At 37.7% G+C, this 17,252-nt stretch carries 18 protein-coding genes, 1 rRNA gene and 2 pseudogenes; 10 read left to right on the top strand and 11 right to left on the bottom strand.

The window, feature by feature from the left end:
* Positions 1 to 407, bottom strand: a 16S ribosomal RNA gene (locus tag M014_RS0125785); the annotation flags it as partial.
* 481 nt (positions 408 to 888) lie between these two features.
* On the opposite strand from M014_RS0125785, the gene M014_RS0125780 reads away from it, so the two are divergent.
* Both M014_RS0125780 and M014_RS0125775 read left to right on the top strand, forming a co-directional pair.
* The gene (locus tag M014_RS0125780; RefSeq protein WP_026594265.1) at positions 889 to 1,569 is read left to right on the top strand and encodes an MgtC/SapB family protein; all 681 of its coding nucleotides are present in this window, start codon (positions 889 to 891) and stop codon (positions 1,567 to 1,569) included.
* A 103-nt stretch (positions 1,570 to 1,672) separates the two neighbouring features.
* Entirely contained in the window at positions 1,673 to 2,671 is a 999-nt protein-coding gene (locus M014_RS0125775; protein WP_026594264.1) for a potassium channel protein, read from the top strand.
* On the opposite strand, the gene M014_RS0125770 is transcribed toward M014_RS0125775, so the two are convergent.
* The gene (locus M014_RS0125770; RefSeq protein WP_026594263.1) at positions 2,658 to 3,068 is read right to left on the bottom strand and encodes a YugN-like family protein; all 411 of its coding nucleotides are present in this window, start codon (positions 3,066 to 3,068) and stop codon (positions 2,658 to 2,660) included. The two genes, M014_RS0125775 and M014_RS0125770, sit on opposite strands and share 14 nt — an antisense overlap.
* 189 nt (positions 3,069 to 3,257) lie before the next feature.
* Positions 3,258 to 4,610, bottom strand: a complete 1,353-nt coding sequence (locus M014_RS0125765) for a glucose-6-phosphate isomerase (protein ID WP_026594262.1) — start codon at positions 4,608 to 4,610, stop codon at positions 3,258 to 3,260.
* Positions 4,611 to 4,965: 355 nt separating this feature from the next.
* Between M014_RS0125765 and M014_RS0125760 the strand changes: the two genes are divergently transcribed.
* On the top strand, positions 4,966 to 5,199 hold the full coding sequence (locus M014_RS0125760) for a DUF378 domain-containing protein (RefSeq protein ID WP_026594261.1): 234 nt from the start codon (positions 4,966 to 4,968) through the stop codon (positions 5,197 to 5,199).
* Positions 5,200 to 5,313: 114 nt separating this feature from the next.
* On the opposite strand, the gene yugI is transcribed toward M014_RS0125760, so the two are convergent.
* Positions 5,314 to 5,658 carry a S1 domain-containing post-transcriptional regulator GSP13 gene (yugI, locus tag M014_RS0125755; RefSeq protein ID WP_026594260.1) on the bottom strand — a complete coding sequence of 115 codons (345 nt, stop codon included), beginning with the start codon at positions 5,656 to 5,658 and terminating at the stop codon, positions 5,314 to 5,316.
* 340 nt (positions 5,659 to 5,998) lie between these two features.
* Positions 5,999 to 6,184, bottom strand: a pseudogene (locus M014_RS28990) (winged helix-turn-helix transcriptional regulator); the annotation flags it as partial.
* A 243-nt stretch (positions 6,185 to 6,427) separates the two neighbouring features.
* On the opposite strand from M014_RS28990, the gene M014_RS0125750 reads away from it, so the two are divergent.
* The gene (locus tag M014_RS0125750) at positions 6,428 to 7,390 is read left to right on the top strand and encodes a 2-hydroxyacid dehydrogenase (RefSeq protein ID WP_026594259.1); all 963 of its coding nucleotides are present in this window, start codon (positions 6,428 to 6,430) and stop codon (positions 7,388 to 7,390) included.
* A 96-nt stretch (positions 7,391 to 7,486) separates the two neighbouring features.
* Complete coding sequence (locus M014_RS0125745) at positions 7,487 to 8,326, top strand: alpha/beta fold hydrolase (RefSeq protein ID WP_026594258.1); 840 nt, start codon at positions 7,487 to 7,489, stop codon at positions 8,324 to 8,326.
* A gap of 99 nt (positions 8,327 to 8,425) precedes the next feature.
* On the opposite strand, the gene M014_RS0125740 is transcribed toward M014_RS0125745, so the two are convergent.
* Positions 8,426 to 8,677: a DUF1871 family protein gene (locus M014_RS0125740; RefSeq protein WP_026594257.1), complete on the bottom strand. Its 252-nt coding sequence runs from the start codon at positions 8,675 to 8,677 to the stop codon at positions 8,426 to 8,428.
* A 117-nt stretch (positions 8,678 to 8,794) separates the two neighbouring features.
* On the opposite strand from M014_RS0125740, the gene M014_RS0125735 reads away from it, so the two are divergent.
* Positions 8,795 to 9,946 (top strand): MalY/PatB family protein, encoded by a 1,152-nt coding sequence (locus M014_RS0125735; protein ID WP_026594256.1) that lies wholly within the window; start codon positions 8,795 to 8,797, stop codon positions 9,944 to 9,946.
* A gap of 36 nt (positions 9,947 to 9,982) precedes the next feature.
* Here M014_RS0125735 and M014_RS0125730 read toward each other — a convergent pair whose 3' ends face one another.
* The 3 genes and pseudogenes from M014_RS0125730 to M014_RS29465 form a co-directional block, all read right to left on the bottom strand.
* On the bottom strand, positions 9,983 to 10,525 hold the full coding sequence (locus M014_RS0125730) for a superoxide dismutase family protein (protein ID WP_026594255.1): 543 nt from the start codon (positions 10,523 to 10,525) through the stop codon (positions 9,983 to 9,985).
* Positions 10,526 to 10,594: 69 nt separating this feature from the next.
* Positions 10,595 to 10,771 carry a hypothetical protein gene (locus tag M014_RS29830; RefSeq protein WP_170833691.1) on the bottom strand — a complete coding sequence of 59 codons (177 nt, stop codon included), beginning with the start codon at positions 10,769 to 10,771 and terminating at the stop codon, positions 10,595 to 10,597.
* 27 nt (positions 10,772 to 10,798) lie between these two features.
* Positions 10,799 to 10,882 (bottom strand): annotated as a pseudogene (locus M014_RS29465) (DJ-1/PfpI family protein); the annotation flags it as partial.
* A 153-nt stretch (positions 10,883 to 11,035) separates the two neighbouring features.
* Between M014_RS29465 and M014_RS0125720 the strand changes: the two are divergent.
* Positions 11,036 to 11,419 (top strand): kinase-associated lipoprotein B, encoded by a 384-nt coding sequence (locus M014_RS0125720; RefSeq protein WP_026594254.1) that lies wholly within the window; start codon positions 11,036 to 11,038, stop codon positions 11,417 to 11,419.
* 40 nt (positions 11,420 to 11,459) lie between these two features.
* Here M014_RS0125720 and kapD read toward each other — a convergent pair whose 3' ends face one another.
* Positions 11,460 to 12,083 carry a 3'-5' exonuclease KapD gene (gene kapD, locus M014_RS0125715; RefSeq protein WP_026594253.1) on the bottom strand — a complete coding sequence of 208 codons (624 nt, stop codon included), beginning with the start codon at positions 12,081 to 12,083 and terminating at the stop codon, positions 11,460 to 11,462.
* Positions 12,084 to 12,362: 279 nt separating this feature from the next.
* On the opposite strand from kapD, the gene M014_RS0125710 reads away from it, so the two are divergent.
* Entirely contained in the window at positions 12,363 to 13,688 is a 1,326-nt protein-coding gene (locus tag M014_RS0125710; protein WP_026594252.1) for an ArsB/NhaD family transporter, read from the top strand.
* 263 nt (positions 13,689 to 13,951) lie between these two features.
* Here the strand turns inward: M014_RS0125710 and M014_RS0125705 are convergent, their stop codons facing one another.
* Complete coding sequence (locus M014_RS0125705; RefSeq protein WP_026594251.1) at positions 13,952 to 14,413, bottom strand: hypothetical protein; 462 nt, start codon at positions 14,411 to 14,413, stop codon at positions 13,952 to 13,954.
* A gap of 98 nt (positions 14,414 to 14,511) precedes the next feature.
* Here M014_RS0125705 and M014_RS0125700 point away from each other — a divergent pair, with 98 nt between their 5' ends.
* Together M014_RS0125700 and M014_RS0125690 are read left to right on the top strand one after the other, a co-directional pair.
* Complete coding sequence (locus tag M014_RS0125700) at positions 14,512 to 15,204, top strand: DNA alkylation repair protein (protein WP_026594250.1); 693 nt, start codon at positions 14,512 to 14,514, stop codon at positions 15,202 to 15,204.
* 651 nt (positions 15,205 to 15,855) lie between these two features.
* The gene (locus tag M014_RS0125690) at positions 15,856 to 17,232 is read left to right on the top strand and encodes a glycine--tRNA ligase (protein WP_026594249.1); all 1,377 of its coding nucleotides are present in this window, start codon (positions 15,856 to 15,858) and stop codon (positions 17,230 to 17,232) included.
* The last annotated feature ends 20 nt before the right edge of the window (positions 17,233 to 17,252 follow it).

Below are 17,252 nucleotides of genomic sequence, written 5' to 3'. Positions count from 1 at the left end.
CGTTGCTCCGTCAGACTTTCGTCCATTGCGGAAGATTCCCTACTGCTGCCTCCCGTAGGAGTCTGGGCCGTGTCTCAGTCCCAGTGTGGCCGATCACCCTCTCAGGTCGGCTACGCATCGTTGCCTTGGTGAGCCGTTACCTCACCAACTAGCTAATGCGACGCGGGTCCATCCATAAGTGACAGCCGAAGCCGCCTTTCAATTTCGCGCCATGCGGTGCAAAATGTTATCCGGTATTAGCCCCGGTTTCCCGGAGTTATCCCAGTCTTATGGGCAGGTTACCCACGTGTTACTCACCCGTCCGCCGCTAACTTCATAAGAGCAAGCTCTTAATTCGTTCGCTCGACTTGCATGTATTAGGCACGCCGCCAGCGTTCATCCTGAGCCAGGATCAAACTCTCCAATAAAGTTAGTTTGTCTAGCATCTAAAATAAAAATTGACGTTTCACGTTGTTTGTTTCGTTCAGTTTTCAAAGAACTTGTTCGCCGCTCATTTGCGACTCCCTTATGTTAACACCTTCTTTTGTCGATGTCAACAAAGTTTTTTATTTCTTTTTTTCGCTTTCTGCTGTCTCGCATCGGCGACGGTTATTAATATAGCATGTGGAAAAATGAAATGCAACACCCTTTTAAAACTTTTTTATAAAAAATAGCCAAGTTTCTTTATTTACGCCATATACTTAAATAAAATACCTTTTTATTCCCCACTTCATTCATATCTTTTTCACCATAATCGGCTTCATTACTATCTATCATTCTTTACAAAAAGAATTTCATTGTGCAGGAAGTACCATACCCGCTGATGGAAATTTCATTTATTAAGAAAAACGTTTCTTCTTAACGTTATCATTGCCTTTACAGTAAACCCACTTACAAGGAGGAGTACATATGGACTATACCGATTTATTAATCAAACTAGGTCTCTCTGCTATTTTAGGATTTGCTATCGGTTTAGAACGCGAATTAAAAAGAAAACCACTTGGTTTAAAAACTTGCTTAGTCATTTCAATTATTAGCTGTCTCCTTACTATTGTCTCTATTAAATCTGCCTATAACTTACCTCATACAGATCACATCAACATGGACCCTCTTCGCCTTGCAGCTCAAATTGTTTCAGGAATTGGTTTTCTAGGCGCTGGTGTCATTTTAAGAAGAGGAAACGACAGTATCGCAGGCTTAACTACTGCCGCTATGATTTGGGGAGCATCAGGCATTGGGATTGCTGTGGGAGCTGGTTTTTATCTTGAAGCAATTTTCGGCATGTGTTTTCTTATGATTAGCGTCGAACTCATTCCATTAACAATGAAGATTTTAGGTCCTAGGTCACTCAGGCAGCGAGATATCGCTGTCAAACTTGTTGTAAGTAATATGAACAATATACCTATTGTTATTGAAGAAATAAAAGCAATGGATATAAAAGTTAAAAATATGAAACTCAAAACATTAGAAAACGGATCGCACTTTTTACAACTTAAACTGTCTGTTGATCAAAAAAGACATACAGCTGACGTCTATTATGCGCTGCAACATTTAGAAAGTGTACAACAAACAGAAGTTGAAAGCATATAGCGTTTCTGATGAACCACTAAAAAACTCTCTTACAACATAGAGAGTTTTTCTTTTTTTCATAATGGTAACAATGTAGCTATACAAGGTGAGGAGGAATATAAATTTGAAATCACGCGCTAATCTAGTAGATGTATTTCGTGACTCCATTATTTTCCGCTTAATTAGCTTCATTATCCTACTAATTACTGTTTTTGGTCTTCTCATATATAAATTTGAACCTACTTATTTTTCTACATGGTTTGATGGAATCTGGTGGGCACTTGTTACAACTTTTACTGTCGGTTACGGCGATTACGTCCCGCACACACCTATAGGAAAACTTACAGGCATGCTTCTCATTTTATTAGGAACAGGTTTCTGTTCCTATTATATGGTGTTATTCGCCACCGAAATGATTAGTAAGCAGTATATGAAAATTAAAGGTGAAGAAGCAGCTTCCTGCCATGGACATATGATAATTGTCGGCTGGAATGAACGTGCCAAACAAGTCGTAAGCCAAATGCATGTACTAGAACCGAAGCTTGATATCGTACTCATCGATGAAACCCTTTCTTTGCTTCCGAAATCTTTCCATCACTTAGAGTTTATTAAAGGCTGTCCACATCATGATCAAACTTTACTAAAAGCAAATGTTCGAACAGCCCAAACTATTTTAATCACGGCAGATAAAGAGAAAAATGAAAACTTAGCTGACACACAATCTATTTTAAACATTTTAACTGCTAAAGGACTGAATCCAAATATCCACTGTATCGCTGAAATACTCACTTCTGAACAAGTTCAAAATGCGAGTAGAGCGGGGGCAACAGAAATTATAGAAGGAAATAAATTAACAAGCTACGTCTTTACTGCATCTCTTTTATTCCCTTCCATTTCAGGTGTATTATTTACACTTTATAATGAAATCTCGGAAAATAAATTGCAACTGATGAATGCTCCTACAGTTTATATCGGAAAAACTTTCGAAGCTTGCAGTGGCCTGCTTTTAAAACAAGACGTCCTACTGCTAGGTGTGCAGCGAGATGAACAATATCACATCAATCCCGTCCGCTCCTTCATTATTATTGAAAGCGACATATTTATCGTAATTAAACATGAATAAGATGCTTTTCCAGCTCTTTTACTAAAGCCTTTCCGATATCAATGTATTTTCTTTTTATATTTCCATCTGCATCTTGTGGCTCTGCGAATTGATCTACTCCACTTACTCCAGCTGCTAATGTATTTACTTGATCATCCAGTTCGTCTTGATATACATGCGAAAGAAGATACGGCGTGTCAAGGCGAACTACTACTCCAGGCACATCTAGCTCTCCTTCCGTTGCTGTAAATGGTACTCTTAAAAATTGATATCCCTCTTCCTCATCTATTTTATAATCAAAGCACCCTTTGTCGTAACCCCAATTGCCACCAATACTATAACCAAGCGGTTTTAATGTTTCTTCTAATTTAAAAAGGGCATATGTATGACCTTCTAAATTTGATTGAATTGGAATCAAGCTATTCATCCTTCCTAAACTTTTCCCTTAGCATACCCGATTCTTCTTTGTTCTTGCATGATATATCAATGATTCGACAAGCCCCATCCCAATTTTTCCAATAAAAAAAACTGTGGGGATTATCCCAACAGCTTTTTTCGCTTTTTTATCCAGCTACAATGGCTAGAGTGGTCGGCGGCTTCGCTTTCCCTATTTCAAACGCTCTTCTAATTCTGCTTTTAGTTCTTCGAATCCTGGTTTTCCAAGAAGAGCAAACATGTTTTTCTTGTATGCTTCTACACCTGGTTGATCAAATGGATTTACGCCTAATAAGTAGCCGCTCATCGCACACGCTTTTTCAAAGAAGTATACAAGGTAACCGAATGTGTACTCATTTAATTCTGGAATGTTTACGATTAAGTTTGGTACACCGCCATCGCTATGTGCAAGTAATGTACCTTCGTATGCTTTTGTGTTTACGAAGTCTACTGTTTCACCAGCAAGGTAGTTTAAACCATCTAAATCGTTCTCGTCTAATTCGATTTTTAGTTCATGTGTAGCTTTCCCTACTTTCAGAACTGTTTCAAATAGATCGCGACGTCCTTCTTGAATGTATTGACCTAATGAATGTAAGTCAGTTGAGAAGTTTGCTGAAGATGGGAAAATACCTTTTTGATCTTTCCCTTCACTTTCACCAAATAACTGTTTCCACCACTCAGCAAAGTATTGAAGCGCCGGCTCGTAGTTAACAAGCATTTCAATTGTTTTACCTTTGTTATATAAAGCATTACGCACAACTGCATATTGGTAAGCAGGATTTTCTTCCAGCTCAGATTTCGCAAAGTCATCGTGCCCAGCAGCTGCACCTTGCATCATCTCTTCAATATTTAAACCACTCACTGCAATTGGTAATAAACCAACTGGTGTTAATACAGAGAAACGACCGCCAACATCATCTGGAATTACAAATGTTTCGTATCCTTCTTCATCAGCTAATGTTTTTAAAGCACCACGCGCTTTATCAGTTGTTGCATAAATACGTTTACGTGCTTCTTCTTTTCCATATTTCTCTTCTAATAATTTACGGAAAATGCGGAATGCAATTGCAGGTTCTGTTGTTGTACCTGATTTAGAAATAACGTTAATGGAGAAATCTTTACCTTCTAATACATCCATTAAATCTTTCATGTAAGTGGAGCTAATGTTTTGCCCAACAAATAGCACTTGTGGAGTTTTGCGTTGTTCTTTAGAAAGTGTATTGTAGAAAGAATGATTTAACATTTCAATTGCTGCGCGTGCTCCTAAGTAAGAACCACCAATACCTACAACAAGTAAAATGTCAGAGTCACTTTTAATTTTCTCAGCACATTTTTGAATGCGAGCAAATTCTTCTTTGTCGTATTGAAGTGGAAGCTCTACCCACCCAAGGAAATCGTTCCCAGCTCCAGTTTGTTCATGGATTGCATGGTGCGATACTTTTACTGCATCACGTAAATAAGTTAGTTCACGTTCACTGATGAACGATAACGCTTTAGAATAATCGAACGTTACATGTGTGCTCATCTTTTTCCCTCCAATTATGTATATGTACTTCTGTATTCACTTTAGCGAAACTGAAGTTGTAAATCAAGCAATTGAAGAATTGTAAACGTAACCAATATTTATTTTTAAAAAAAAGTTCATTTTTCGCATAAAAATTCGTATTTCTTAGTATGGATGTATACACATCCTATAATGAAAATTTTTTATGTATAAAAACAACAAAGGAGAGTCATTCTATAAGAGAGTTAAGTTGTATAATGCGTACTCCCATTTTCGGATTTCGCTTTATACCCACCAATTTCATATAGGTGGATTCTTATTACTCGCGAATACTAAAGGCTTGCTTATGCTTCAAATTTAAGGAGGACTATTCAAGATGAGTACTTTACAACGTATTGCATTAGTATTCACTATCATCGGTGCCGTCAACTGGGGACTTATTGGATTCTTTCAATTTGATTTAGTAGCAGCTATCTTCGGTGGACAAGGTTCCGCACTTGCACGAATCATTTACGGTATTGTTGGTATTTCTGGGCTTATTAACCTTGGTTTATTGTTTAAACCATCCGAAAACCTTGGAACACACCCAGAAACACGCGAAGTTCGATAATAAAACATGGCTCCGCACTTCCCATCCGACATACGAATATGATTGCATGCAATCATATTTGCTAATATATATCATAACAAAATAAAAGAGGATTGCTGATTTAGCGATCCTCTTTTATTTTGTTAACTGTGATTCTTCAATCCACTCTGTTAACTTTTCGCGAAGCGTATTGAACCCTTTATCAGATGGTTTGGGTACGATAATTCTTCCTTGCTTTCGCTTTGCTGCTTTTAACGATAAACTCATTTTTTTGTGTTCTTCATCAATTGAAAGTACTTTTACTTCTACCATATCTCCGACCTTTAAAAAGTCATGAATATCCTTTACATATCCATTTGTAATTTCAGATATATGTACAAGTCCTTGCGTTTCGGCGTCCAATGCTACAAACGCACCGTAATCTTGAATTCCAGTCACTTTCCCTTTCACAACCACTCCTGTTGTGTATTGTTCTGACATATGAAACACTCCTATACGCTTACCATTTTCCCTGCTATTTGCAGGTAGCAAGACATCCACCGAGAAAACCAAAAAGATTAGCAGATGCAACTATTCATAAATATCCGATTAGTGAAAGCTCATTCTCAGTAAAAAGATAAATCTCCCTCGCTGAGAAAAGTTTCACTTTATATTAGTAAATTATACCACTAGCTCTCGTTTCATTCAAAATTCATGAAAAACTTTCCTCAAGTAAGTATAATTTTCAAATATTGGGATAGAATACTAACACATGGCTTTCTAGTATTCCCCCCCTTTTATGGACAAAACATATTCTGTTTTGTCCTTTTTTTATTTTCTACAAACCTCTATGTCCTTTTACTTTTTTCCAATCTATATGTGTAACATAGTGAACAATAATTTTACTCTCTCTAACTTCTCCACCATTTCTTTTACTCCTTCTATTTCTACATTTAACATTTCCGCTAAAGTTTCTACGGATAAACGACTGTTTTTCAAGACAAGCTAATAATTCTAATTTTTTCAGTCATCATATTCCTTCCTCCTTCCTTTTATATTTGAAAAGAAGATTTTTTTAGAGAATTATGTAAAAATAGAGTGAAACTTTAATCAGTAGAAATTTTCTTCATCTATCGCTGATTATTAACCATCACCAATTGTGCTTTAACGGATAGCCTGTCTTCACCTTTCTTCCTCACTTCTCTCTAACTATTTAGGTGTGGATTTTACGGCTCGTTAAAGCGGGGAAAAAGAAAAAGGGGCTGAAACCGTGAAACCAAAAGTATATATTGCTGAACGCGTTCCAAAGTCTGTAGAAACATATATCTCTGAGCATTGTGAATATGAAAAATGGGATAGTAATGAGAAGATACCTCGTGAAGTTCTATTAGAAAAAGTAAAAGATAAGCATGGTTTACTTAACTTTGGTGCAAAAATTGATGAGGAATTATTTCAAGCAGCTCCCCAACTAAAAGTTGTGAGCAATATTTCTGTTGGCTATGATAATTTCGATTTAGAAGCGATGCGGGGCAAAAATGTGATTGGTACGAATACCCCATATGTATTAGATGATACAGTAGCCGATCTTGTTTTCGCTCTTATGTTATCAGCGGGACGCCGCGTATGCGAGCTTGATTCTTATGTGAAAGATGGTAATTGGAATTCCGAAATTACAAAGGAGCATTTCGGAATGGATGTACATCATAGTACAATTGGAATTATTGGCATGGGCCGAATTGGAGAGGCTGTTGCTAAACGTGCCAAATTCGGGTTTGATATGAATGTTCTTTACTATAATCGTCGCCGTAAAGAAGACGCTGAACAAAAATTCGAAGCGACGTACTGTGATTTAAACACATTACTAGCGCAATCAGATTTCATTGTTCTTCTAACCCCTTTAACAGAGGAAACATACCATCTTATCGGCGAGAAGGAATTTTCATTAATGAAAGAAACAGCTATTTTCATTAATGCTTCCCGCGGGAAAACAGTCGATGAAAATGCATTAATTGATGCACTGAAACAAAAGAAAATCTTTGCAGCTGGCATTGATACATTCACACAAGAACCAGTGGAAAAAGATAATCCGTTATTATCGTTAACAAACGTCGTTACGCTGCCGCACATCGGATCTGCGACATTAAAAACGAGACACAAAATGGCAATGACAGCTGCCGAAAATCTAGTTGCTGGGTTACAAGGAAAGACACCTCCAAATATTGTACGTGGATAAAAAAGGCAAGATGGCCCTCCATCTTGCCTTTTTTTACTAACATAAACTTTTTTCTACTAGGAAATAATATGAAAAAAATCAATGGAGTGAAAAAAAATGAACCATGAGACAAAACATCCTTACTTCACTTTTTCCACTCGCGGCACTACCGTTCATTACGAGTTATATGAATACCAAAGTAAAGAGGATAGGCCAACTTTCGTACTCGTTCACGGTTTTTTATCGTCCTCATTTAGTTACCGACGACTCATCCCACTGCTTACAAAAGAAGGAACTGTTGTCGCTCTTGATTTACCACCATTTGGAAAAAGTGATAAGTCAAATCACTTTACATATTCCTATCATAATCTAGCAACTATAATTATCGATTTAGTGGAACATTTAGCATTGCAAAATATTGTGCTAGTTGGGCATTCAATGGGCGGACAAATCTCACTCTATGTCAATCGTATACGCCCTGATTTAATTACAAAAACAATCTTACTATGTAGCTCAAGCTACTTAACAAGGGCAAAGTTCCCGCTCATCTATACTTCCTATTTACCGTTCTTCCATTTATACGTAAAAAATTGGATTATACGAAGAGGCATTGTTCATAATTTAATGAATGTCGTTTATGATCACTCTTTAATTGATGATGAAATGATGGAAGGCTACTCAGCTCCCTTTTATGATAACCGTATTTTCCCGGCTTTAACTCGAATGATTCGGGACCGAGAAGGTGATTTATCTTCAGCTGAATTACGTAAAATTGAAACGCCTACCTTGCTTATTTGGGGTGAAAAAGACCGTGTTGTTCCCGTTCATGTTGGGCAACGGTTACACGAAGACTTACCAAACTCTACATTTATTTCATACGAAAATGCTGGACACTTATTGCCAGAAGAGAAGCCACAGCATGTATACGAAGAAATCGTGGCATTTTCAGCACAGTAACATCCATATATCGGCGGCTTCAGCTACTATATCAATCATTTCACGATATACAACATCAAAATTACTACAAAAGCAAAGGCTGTCGGAACACCCGACAGCCTATAATGAACAACTTCCACCTTCTTTTAATATGAGTAATTCCTCTGCTAATTTCTCACATTTCTCAATAGATGGTACTTCTTCAAAAGACATGAAATAAATATGCTGGATTTTTTTCGCAATATACTTCGGATCGTCAAACGCACTTACCACGTACACGACATCACTTGCTTCTGTTTCATAAAATTCCGGTCCCATTTGAAAAGGATCCCAATTCTTCACCATTTCCACCATCTTTTCATATGCGCCCATCTACTTCCCGCCTTTTCCTATTTTTCACTCTTTTCTTTATCGTATCATATCAGCTATGCTAGAAGAAGTGAGGAACTTTCACAAAATCATCGATTCAAGTAAAGGGAGGCAAATAATATGCAGCAATTTCATAAAACTGTAAATCGCCGGGGAACTCATAGCGTAAAGTGGGATACATATAAGAATGAAGAACTGTTACATGCATGGATTGCAGATATGGATTTTCCTATTCCAAAGCCAATTCAATCTGCAATGAAAAAACGCCTTGAACATCCTATTTTCGGTTATACAATGCCACCAGAAGAAATCACAGATACGATTTGTCAGTGGACAAAAAGTCAATACAATTGGGATATAAAAAAAGAATGGATTGTATTTAGTTCAGGAATCGTCCCTGCTCTCAGCACTAGTGTACAAGCTTTCACAACCGAAAATGATGCCGTACTGGTGCAACCACCGATTTATCCTCCATTCTTTGATATGGTCACAAAAAATAACCGTCTTGTATGCGAAAATCCATTACTCTTGCAGGACGGCGTATACACAATGGATTTTGAACATTTGGAATCACAATTCCAACAGGGTGTGAAACTTATGCTCCTTTGTAGTCCACACAACCCTGTCGGTCGCGTTTGGACAAAGGAAGAACTTACAAAACTTGGAGCATTATGTGAACAATATAATGTAATCGTTGTCACGGATGAAATCCATGCAGACATTATTTTCTCAAATCATACCCATACACCATTTGCTTCCTTATCTGAATCATTAGCGGCACGCACAATCACTTGCATGGCACCAAGCAAAACGTTCAACATTGCAGGACTGCAGGCATCTATTATTATTATTCCTAATAAAAAACTTCGCGATGCCTTTACATCTGTACAACACCGTCAAGGTTTTCATGGGTTAAATACATTGGCTTATGTAGCAATGCAAAGTGCCTATACAGAATGTAACGAATGGTTAGCAGACATCCGTTTATATATAGAAGAAAATGCCCGGTTCGCTCGTGAATTTATCAAGCAGCATATTCCTATACTTTCTGTCATTCAATCAGAAGGTACTTTTTTACTATGGGTTGACTGTTCTCGCCTTGATTTGTCTGAAAAAGAAAGAACAAAACAACTTGAAGAAAAAGGGAAGATCATCGTTGAACCAGGTGAAAAATACGGAACCGGCGGAGAGCAATATATTCGTATTAACATCGGTTGTCCAAGAAGACAACTTGAAGAGATACTGCACAGACTCCAGTATACATTTTCATAGTTAACTGAAAGAAGCTATCCTTTCAAAAGGTAGCTTCTACTTTTTCTTAGCGGCTGATGCTTTTTCTACAATAACCCCACAAGCAATTCGGTTCCCTGAATTTCCAGCAGGTTGCGTCATACCATCATCAGCGTTTTCAGTAATAATAATCGTTGCCCCATCTTTTCGATGAAGTGTCGTTTTCCCTTCTTCAAGCGATATATTAGGTGCTTCAATATCCGCCTTAATCGCACCTTTATCATCAGCAATTACATTCGGCAAATCGCCATTCTCTGCTCCCTTTGGATTCATAAGTCCATGTTTCTTTTTCTTATCTAGATTAAAATGATCACCCGCTGATATAAAAAGAGGTGCTTTACATTCCCCAATGTCATGAATATGTAATCCATGTGCTCCTGGCGTAAATCCCTCTGCCTTAATGGATATTTTCACGCCATTTGTTTTTTGAACCACCTTTGCGGTTCCAACTTTATCACCAGAAGCATTATATAACTTTACATCTATTTCTTTCGGTTTCCCTTTATCACAACCTGTCATAAGAAACAGCAAACAAAACCCAAATAAAAGCTGCTTTTTCATCACAATTCCCTCCAAAATACATTCTGCCCTTAGATTGTCCGAGCATAGAGGGAAACATACAAAAGCGAATTAGTGTTTCTTTTCCGCTAACAACTTTTGTTCTACTTTCTGCAAACGTTCTGCCTCTCTCTTCGATACACGAATAAACATACGCCAAGTTGCAATTGCACCGACTATAAATAAAACACAAACAATCCCTGGAATAATATATTCTGTTTTATCTTCTGGAAAATATAAAGGCATCATAAAGATCACACTCCTTTGTTTTTTCTACACTCTTACTCTATTCAGTAAATCCCTGAGCAAAAATACATCTATATCTGTGAATTCATCGAAGCAAACGATGTACACTTTCATCCTTTTGATTCATCAGAATTTTCTGTTACATCTTTTCAAATTATAACATCTCTCTAATCACACGCGCACCTAACTTCTCAAAATCATTCTCTGGCAGATGATTTCTTTGACTCCATCCCACTCTTTCCTTACTATAAAATTGAGGTGAAAAATATGAGCGAAACATTCCAAATTGGTGATATCGTTACTGGCATCTATAAAACAGGAAAATATATCGGTGAAATTACAAACAGCCGTCCTGGAAGCTACGTTGTGAGAGTATTAGCTGTTTTAAAACATCCTACGCAAGGTGATTTACATAATGTAAAGCAAGCTGATGTACCATTTTTCCATGAAAGACGTGCTTTAGCTTTTCGCGAACAAACAAATATTCCGCAACCAATGGTAAAAAAATATGAAGGGAATATCCCGGATTATAAAGAATCTCTGAAAATAGCATTAGACTCACAAGTGAATGCATTTCAAGAAGACGACTCTCCTTTTGCAAAGCGTAGTTTGCAGGTACTAAAGCAATTAAAACAAGATTACAAGCTATAAAAAACAAAGCGACCAAATTACACAGTTTGTAATTTGGTCGCTATTGTGTACTCACTTTCTTTAACACCTTTGAAAAATCAATAAGCTCACCTAAAGTCGGCGGAGATGGTTTTACTAAATATTCTTTGTCCTTTTCAACCAGCTTAAAAATATTATAGGTCGTCATCGCATCATCAAGTGCACAGTGATGCTTCCCTGTTCCTACTTTCCCATACGCTTCAATCGCTTTCCATAGTCCAGTTTGATTCCGCTCTCCAAAGAAACGTTTATACTCGAGCGATAAGTCTCTGCACTGCCCTGAAAAAGGAAACTCGACACCTACAGCCTCACAATTATGCTTCAGTACTTTCATATCCATATTGCCCCACGTTACAATTGTTGTTTGACAGCGTTTTTCATATTGCACAAGCTTCTCGACAAGTTCCAAAAAGGAAATCCCTCTGTCTACTGCTTCTTGATTAATTCCTAAAAATTTTTTACACCGATCTGTTAAACTTGGAAAAGCTTCTGGTCTTACATAAGATGAATACGTATTTTCCACTATACAATCAACAACCGATACGAGTCCTACCTCAATAATCTCTGGAAAAAAACCCTTTGGTTTTTTCCTATTTTGTGGCATTGTGAACTCAAAATCTAAAAACAAAAATTGTTGTTCACCCATACAATCCCTTCCTTATCATTCTATCTACTTTATCCTCCTACACGAACAGGCTCGAATGCTATTACATAAGATACATTCAGATTTGGATGTATCTTATGTATATGTCAAATAACCGCAAATATTTTCAAAAACAAGAAAAATTAACCGAAACAGAAAATAGGACAAAGCAAACCCTTCCATTTACATCCGACATTTTTCTACTTTATAATGGCTTTAAGTGTGTTTGTTCCATACATTTATGACACACTAAGAAAAGTTACCCGAAAGGAGATGGAATTTTTGCACGAAACAACGCAAGAAATTGCAAACTGGCAATATTACTTTGCAATCGCAGTCTTTCTAATTACATATGCCATTATTATTTCAGAAAAACTTAACCGTGCTGTTATCGCACTTCTCGGTGCTGCACTTATGGTGATCTTTGGAGTCGTTGACCTGCACACTGCTTTTACAAAACATATTGAGTGGGGAACTATCACACTACTGATCGGCATGATGATTTTAGTAAACATTACGAGTAAATCAGGTGTATTCCAATATGTCGCAATTAAAGCCGCTAAACAAGCACAAGGAAATCCAATTAAAATCTTAATTTCTCTTTCTTTGCTTACCGCGCTTGGCTCCGCATTTCTAGATAACGTAACAACTGTACTTCTTGTTGTTCCAGTTACTTTATCTATTACGCGTATTTTACAAGTAAATCCTGTCCCATATTTACTTTCCGAAATTATTTTTTCAAATATTGGAGGGACCGCGACATTAATTGGTGATCCACCAAACATTATGATTGGTTCTGCCAATAAACATCTAGATTTTAATGCTTTCTTATTTAACTTAGCTCCAATCGTAATTATCATTATTGCTGTTACCGCTACAATGATTTACTTTATGTATCGCAAGCAGCTAATTGCTGATCCTGTACAAATAAAAAAATTAATGAGTTTAGATGAAAAGAAATACATTAAAGATGCTGTATTAATGAAAAAATCTTTGACAGTACTTGGTCTTACAATTCTAGGGTTCATGACTCATTCTATTTTCCACATTGATGCAGCAGTAATTGCATTAACGGGTGCTACTGTACTTATGCTAATCGGTGTAAAAGAGCATGAAATTGAAGACATATTCGCTCACGTAGAGTGGGTTACAATTTTCTTCTTTGCTGGTCTATTCGTACTCGTTGGTGGACTTATTGATATTGGACTCATCAAAACATTAGCACAAAAAGTAATTGGTTTAACAGGTGGCGATATCTCCTACGCATCTATCCTTATTTTATGGGTATCCGGTATTGCATCCGCAACAATTGATAACATTCCGTTCGTTGCAACAATGATTCCACTCATTAACGATATGGCAGTCGGTCTTGGCCTATCACCTTCCGATGTGCAAATCGATGTACTATGGTGGTCATTGGCACTCGGAGCTTGTCTAGGCGGAAACGGTACATTAATCGGTGCTTCTGCTAACGTAATCGTAGCAGGAATCGCAAGCCGTGAAGGACACCGATTTAGCTACATGGAGTTCCTAAAATTCGGTTTTCCAATTATGATCGTGTCACTTATCATTTCTCACATCTACATTTATCTGCGTTACTTAATGTAGTCATAAAAAGCGACAGTGGCTCGTTCAGAATGTGAGGGGGATGGAGCTTCTTCCGCCGAGGCGCTCTTTGCCTCGGCGGAAGAAGCGAAGCCACCGAACATTCTTGCCACTGGAGCTGGATTCATTAAAAAGCGACAGTGGCTCGTTTAAAGATAAAAGGCTATCGCACGCAGCGATAGCCTTTCATTTTTATAATATACCAATTCTTTCTTCCCATATATCGATCTTCCAACAATACTCAACACGATTATCCCCAGTAAACCCTAATATTTCGTCGGCTCATTTCGAATCAAAAACAAGTGAATCGGAAGAAAAATAGAACATGTTATTACATGAATAATTGTAAATAAAACTGCGTTCGTTCCATATCGCTCTAAAATGGCATATATCAAATAAATCGACAGAACAAGCGATACCCCTGCTGCTAGCACATTTAAAATCGGAACAAAGTTCAAAATAAAACACAAAACATATATTCCGAATATTTTCCATCCTGCCTCTTCTTTCAAAAAGCTAGGTAATTTCTCCTTTGCCAAGTCTCCCCAAACTTTACTATTTAAAAATGGAATAAAAGCAAGAACCCCATCCTCAGCGCCATCATTTTTTGCCATTGTATAAAGTGAAAATGCCGTTAATACATACGCAATGATACCCCAAATTACAATAATCAAAATGAAAGTAAAACTAAGAGCAAAAAAACCTGCTAATATACTTTGATCCTCCATTGCTCTCCCTCCTTTCTATTCTTACCATATTTCTTATATCACTTTCGTATCACTTCTTTATATAATATGAAAGAGAAACCTGAAAGGAGAACAGTTTTATGCGCCCATTTGTAGAAGCATTACAGCAACAATTTATTGCACATCAAAATCCGGAAAAAGCAGAACCCATGGCTCGTTATATGAAAAACCACTTCTCGTTTTTCGGTATTCAAACACCGGAAAGAAGAAAGCTACTACATGAAGTCATACAAGTACATAAGCTCCCAAGCAACGAGGAATTTCAACTCGTCATCCGTGAACTTTGGACTTTGTCCGAACGCGAATTTCAAGCTGCCGCACTCGATCTATTACAAAAATACAAAAGGCACCTCGATGAAACTCATATTCCATTCTTAGAGGAGCTTATTACAACGAAGTCATGGTGGGATTCCGTTGATGGCATTGTCCCAACATTCCTAGGAAGCATTTTCTTGAAACATCCAGAAGCCATTCCTACCTATATTCCAAGATGGATTGCTTCAGAAAATATATGGTTACAACGCTCTGCAATCTTATTTCAGCTGAAATATAAAGAGCAAATGGATGAAAAACTTCTCTTCTCAATCATTGGACAACTCAAATCTTCAAAAGAATTTTTTATCCAAAAGGCAATTGGCTGGGTACTTCGTGAATATGCGAAAACAAGCCCAAATGCTGTATGGGAATACGTTCAAAATAATGAACTTGCTCCTTTAAGCAAACGTGAAGCAATTAAACATATTCGCTCTACTATGAGCATCGTTTCCGAATAAAGAATAGTAAAACAGGCGAAACTCTATCATATATATCGATTTAAGTCCCTGCCATGAAAACAAAAGAAGTGATGCTCTCATTTCCTCCCTTTGTTTTCACTTGGCATGAGGCGAAAAAAGCACTTTCCGCCTCTATCCATCGACGGATACTCTCGTCCATCTAAAAAGAAAGGCTTTTTCCTCTATTGTGATTTAAAAAGGAACATGATAGAATATGGTCATTATTATTAAATATAGTAGCGATGACGGACTTATAAGTACTTGCACAAAAAGCGATTCAGGGATAGTGAAAGCCTGAAAAAGCGAGGAAACGGCAGTCTTGAGCAATACGTGATAAAGTGGTTGTGCGTTTATACGCACATCAACTAGGGTGGAACCGCGGGTATATACAAGCTCGTCCCTAGGCAAAAATGCCTAGAGACGAGCTTTTTTGTATTTAAAAGCGCAAGCGGCTCGTTTAGAACAGGAGGACATTGGAGGCCCTGACGAAGAGGCGCTTTTTGCCTCACAGGAAGGAGCGAAATGACCGACTGTTCTAGCCGCTGGAGCTGGATATCTCTAAAAGCGCAAGCGGCTTGCTCATGAAATTGCTATCCAACAAGTACACCCTGTCATCGCCAATACGTTAACTTTTAAAAGGAGGATTTTATTATGTATTCAATGGAACAAGTTGTAAACTTAGCGAAACATCGCGGTTTTGTTTTCCCTGGTTCTGAAATTTATGGTGGCCTTGCAAATACTTGGGATTACGGTCCACTTGGTATCGAATTAAAAAATAATGTGAAAAAAGCTTGGTGGAAAAAGTTCATTCAAGAATCTCCATACAACGTTGGCTTAGATGCAGCAATTTTAATGAACCCAAAAACTTGGATAGCTTCTGGTCATGTTGGTAACTTTAATGATCCAATGATCGACTGTAAAAAATGTAAAGCGCGTCACCGTGCTGATAAATTAATTGAAGATGCTTTAGATGCAAAAGGTGTCGAAATGATCGTTGATGGTCTTACTTTCGATCAAATGGCTGACTTAATGAAAGAACATGAAGTAAAATGCCCAGATTGCGGCAATCAAGACTTCACAGAAATCCGTCAGTTTAACTTAATGTTTAAAACATTCCAAGGCGTTACTGAATCTAGTACAAACGAAATCTTCCTTCGTCCTGAAACAGCACAAGGTATTTTCGTAAACTTCAAAAACGTACAACGCTCTATGCGTAAAAAACTTCCATTTGGTATTGGTCAAATCGGTAAAAGTTTCCGTAACGAAATCACGCCTGGTAACTTCACATTCCGTACACGTGAATTCGAACAAATGGAACTTGAATTCTTCTGTAAACCAGGTGAAGAACTAGAATGGTTCACATTCTGGCGTAACACTTGTAAAAACTGGTTACTATCACTTGGTATGAACGAAGAAAGCATGCGTCTTCGTGACCACGGTGAAGAAGAATTATCTCACTACAGTAATGCAACAACTGATATTGAATTCAAATTCCCATTCGGTTGGGGCGAACTTTGGGGCGTTGCATCTCGTACAGACTTCGACTTAAAACGTCACATGGAACACTCTAACGAAGACTTTAACTATATCGATCCACAAACGAATGAACGTTACGTACCATACTGCATCGAGCCATCTCTTGGCGCAGACCGCGTAACATTAGCATTCTTATGTGATGCATACGAAGAAGAGCAACTAGAAAACGACTCTCGTACAGTTCTTCGTTTCCATCCTGCTTTAGCACCATACAAAGCAGCGATCTTACCGCTATCTAAAAAGCTATCTGAAGGCGCTGGAGAAGTGTTCGCAGAACTAGCAAAAGACTTCGTGGTAGACTTTGATGAAACTGGTTCTATCGGTAAACGTTACCGTCGCCAAGACGAAATCGGTACACCATTCTGTATCACATATGACTTCGACTCTGTTGAAGACAAAGCTGTTACAGTACGTGACCGTGACACAATGGAGCAAGTTCGTATGCCAATTAGCGAATTGAAAAGCTTCTTGGAGAAGAAAATTCAGTTTTAATACTGACACTGTTAAATAAG

Source organism: Bacillus sp. UNC437CL72CviS29 (assembly GCF_000482345.1).
Lineage (GTDB): Bacteria > Bacillota > Bacilli > Bacillales > Bacillaceae_G > Bacillus_A > Bacillus_A arachidis.
This window is presented reverse-complemented; position numbering and strand designations above follow the sequence as displayed.

Coding starts and splice junctions, on each gene's coding strand:
- M014_RS0125780 (WP_026594265.1), top strand. CDS start 889: ATGGACTATACCGATTTATTAATCAAACTAGGTCTCTCTGCTATTTTA.
- M014_RS0125765 (WP_026594262.1), bottom strand. CDS start 4,610: ATGAGCACACATGTAACGTTCGATTATTCTAAAGCGTTATCGTTCATC.
- M014_RS0125760 (WP_026594261.1), top strand. CDS start 4,966: ATGAGTACTTTACAACGTATTGCATTAGTATTCACTATCATCGGTGCC.
- yugI (WP_026594260.1), bottom strand. CDS start 5,658: ATGTCAGAACAATACACAACAGGAGTGGTTGTGAAAGGGAAAGTGACT.
- M014_RS0125745 (WP_026594258.1), top strand. CDS start 7,487: ATGAACCATGAGACAAAACATCCTTACTTCACTTTTTCCACTCGCGGC.
- M014_RS0125740 (WP_026594257.1), bottom strand. CDS start 8,677: ATGGGCGCATATGAAAAGATGGTGGAAATGGTGAAGAATTGGGATCCT.
- M014_RS0125735 (WP_026594256.1), top strand. CDS start 8,795: ATGCAGCAATTTCATAAAACTGTAAATCGCCGGGGAACTCATAGCGTA.
- M014_RS0125730 (WP_026594255.1), bottom strand. CDS start 10,525: ATGAAAAAGCAGCTTTTATTTGGGTTTTGTTTGCTGTTTCTTATGACA.
- M014_RS29830 (WP_170833691.1), bottom strand. CDS start 10,771: ATGATGCCTTTATATTTTCCAGAAGATAAAACAGAATATATTATTCCA.
- M014_RS0125720 (WP_026594254.1), top strand. CDS start 11,036: ATGAGCGAAACATTCCAAATTGGTGATATCGTTACTGGCATCTATAAA.
- kapD (WP_026594253.1), bottom strand. CDS start 12,083: ATGGGTGAACAACAATTTTTGTTTTTAGATTTTGAGTTCACAATGCCA.
- M014_RS0125705 (WP_026594251.1), bottom strand. CDS start 14,413: ATGGAGGATCAAAGTATATTAGCAGGTTTTTTTGCTCTTAGTTTTACT.
- M014_RS0125700 (WP_026594250.1), top strand. CDS start 14,512: ATGCGCCCATTTGTAGAAGCATTACAGCAACAATTTATTGCACATCAA.
- M014_RS0125690 (WP_026594249.1), top strand. CDS start 15,856: ATGTATTCAATGGAACAAGTTGTAAACTTAGCGAAACATCGCGGTTTT.